Below are 2,119 nucleotides of genomic sequence, written 5' to 3' on the forward strand. Positions count from 1 at the left end.
GGAGGTAGCATTATGGTAAAGAAGAATGTACTTACACCTGTACTGGCAGGTGTTCTGGGTCTGTCGATAGTAGGCTCAGGTGTTGGATATTACATGATAAATAAGGACGGCGGAAACGGCGCTGACAAGGGCAAGTCCAAGAGCAGCACCACAACTTCCCCTAAGATAACAGTTATGGCTGAGAACATCAGCAATACCCTGAGCAGAGCGCAGGACATCGCGACAGGCGAGGTTGACTTTGCTTATGAAGGCTCTCTCAATGTCAGCTTCGGAACTGCCATCACTAAGGAGGCAGGCACCGATATCAAGGATATCGGCATGAACGTTTCCACAAAGCAGAAGGGCGGCAACGAAGGCGGCGATATCACACTGACCTACGGCGGCAGCACCCTTATGACTATCAATGAGGTACTGAGCAGAGAGAACAGCGAAGAGATGTTCGTAAAGATACCTGAACTTTCCGATGCTTACTTAAAGGTTGGCAAGGAAGATGTCGAGAAGTACGTCAAGGAAGAAATGGGCATGGATATGTCCGAACTGACTCAGGCTGCTGAGGATATTGACATCGACTTTGATGCTGAGGCTTTTGAGGCTGACATCAATGAGTATGAGAAGATAGTCAAGGATAATTTCCCTGAGGTAAAGGAAGAGGGTACAAAGAGCGGCGACATCGACGGCATCAGCTATGAGTACACTTCCAAGAGCTATGAGGTAACAAATGCTGACGCACAGAAGATAGCTACTGCTGTTCTTGAAAAGGCTAAGACCGATGAAAATCTCAAGAGCCTGTATGAGCAGGGTGTTGACAAGGTAATGAACAGCGCAAGCGCTATGGGCAGCGAGGATACTGAAACTCCTCCTACTTATGAAGAGTCCATCGACAAGATGCTGGAAGAGGTAAAGACCGAGATAAGCGAAGAGGACAGCGAGAAGGTGTTCCTTGAAACTTATGAGAACGCTGACGGCGAGTTCATGGGCTTTAACCTGAAGCCTGACGGTGAAGAGGGCGAGTTCAAGTATGTTATTGTAAGCAATGACAATGCAGAAGGTATCGACCTGTCCTTTGACTCAGGCGAGAGCGAGGCAATGACCGTTTACGGTGCACTGAAGTCTGAGAACGATGCTGTTAACGGCGGTTATACCATCACTGCTAATGAAGACGGTGTTGAGATACTGAAACTCGTTTATGATATCAAGGATGTCAAGACAGTAGGTGACAACTTCTCCGGTACTATCAGGATAGATGCAAGCATCGATGATAACGGTGAGGCTAATTCGGGCTGGTTCGAGATAACTTCCAATTCTACTGAGGACAATGTTGATATTTCTTTCGACATTGGCATAAACGGCGAGAATGCTATGACCATTTCCATGACCAGCAAGAAGACAGAAGCATCTGATGTTGAGCTGCCCGCTGCTGACGCTAAGATATTTGACGCTCTGGACGAAGAGCAGATGAACAAGTACCTCGAAGAGTGCGACATGGAAGGTTTCCAGAACAAGATGAAGGAAACTCTGGGTGACGATATGTACAACAATCTGTTCGGCGGCAGTGCATCGAGCTCAGGTTCTCAGTACAGCTTCGATGATGAAGAAGATTATGACTTCGACGACGAAGACTTCGATTGGGAGCAGTTTGAATCCGAGATGAACGAAACTGAAACCGACGAGCCCGCATAATTCGGCTGTTCGATGATTATAAGATAATTGAATGATTTCAGCCATAGTTTCTCAACAATTGAGGGACTATGGCTGTTTTTTGCTTGACATCAGGGGCGAGGCGTTGTATAATATCTGTAACAGATGCAGATATTATTTGCGGAAAGGAATGATGGAAATGGCAAGAACAGCATTGGTGACAGGCGCAAGCTCGGGCATCGGCAGAGAGATAGCACGCGAACTGGATAGGCGCGGTTTCAGGGTGATACTGGCAGCGCGGCGCGAGGAAAGGCTCAAAGAACTGGCTGGCGAACTGAAAGACAGCAGGGTGATAGCCTGCGACCTCTCGAAGGAAGATGAGTGTATCAGACTGCACGACGAGGTGAAAGATGAGCGGGTGACTGTGCTGGTCAACAACGCGGGCTTCGGCAAGTTGGGGCGTTTTGATGAGATATCCCTT

General features: G+C 47.9%; 2 protein-coding genes. Both read left to right on the forward strand.

The genetic code is table 11. The features are described 5' to 3' along the window. Positions 1-1,680 (forward strand): hypothetical protein (locus CUS_RS05300; protein WP_242831540.1); only part of this gene is annotated, 1,680 nt, incomplete at its 5' end. 157 nt (positions 1,681-1,837) lie between these two features. Next, positions 1,838-2,119, forward strand: a 282-nt coding sequence (locus CUS_RS05305; RefSeq protein ID WP_037276653.1) for an SDR family NAD(P)-dependent oxidoreductase, incomplete at its 3' end; no start/stop codon positions are given.

This window comes from Hominimerdicola alba 8, assembly GCF_000178155.2.
GTDB lineage: Bacteria > Bacillota > Clostridia > Oscillospirales > Ruminococcaceae > Hominimerdicola > Hominimerdicola alba_C.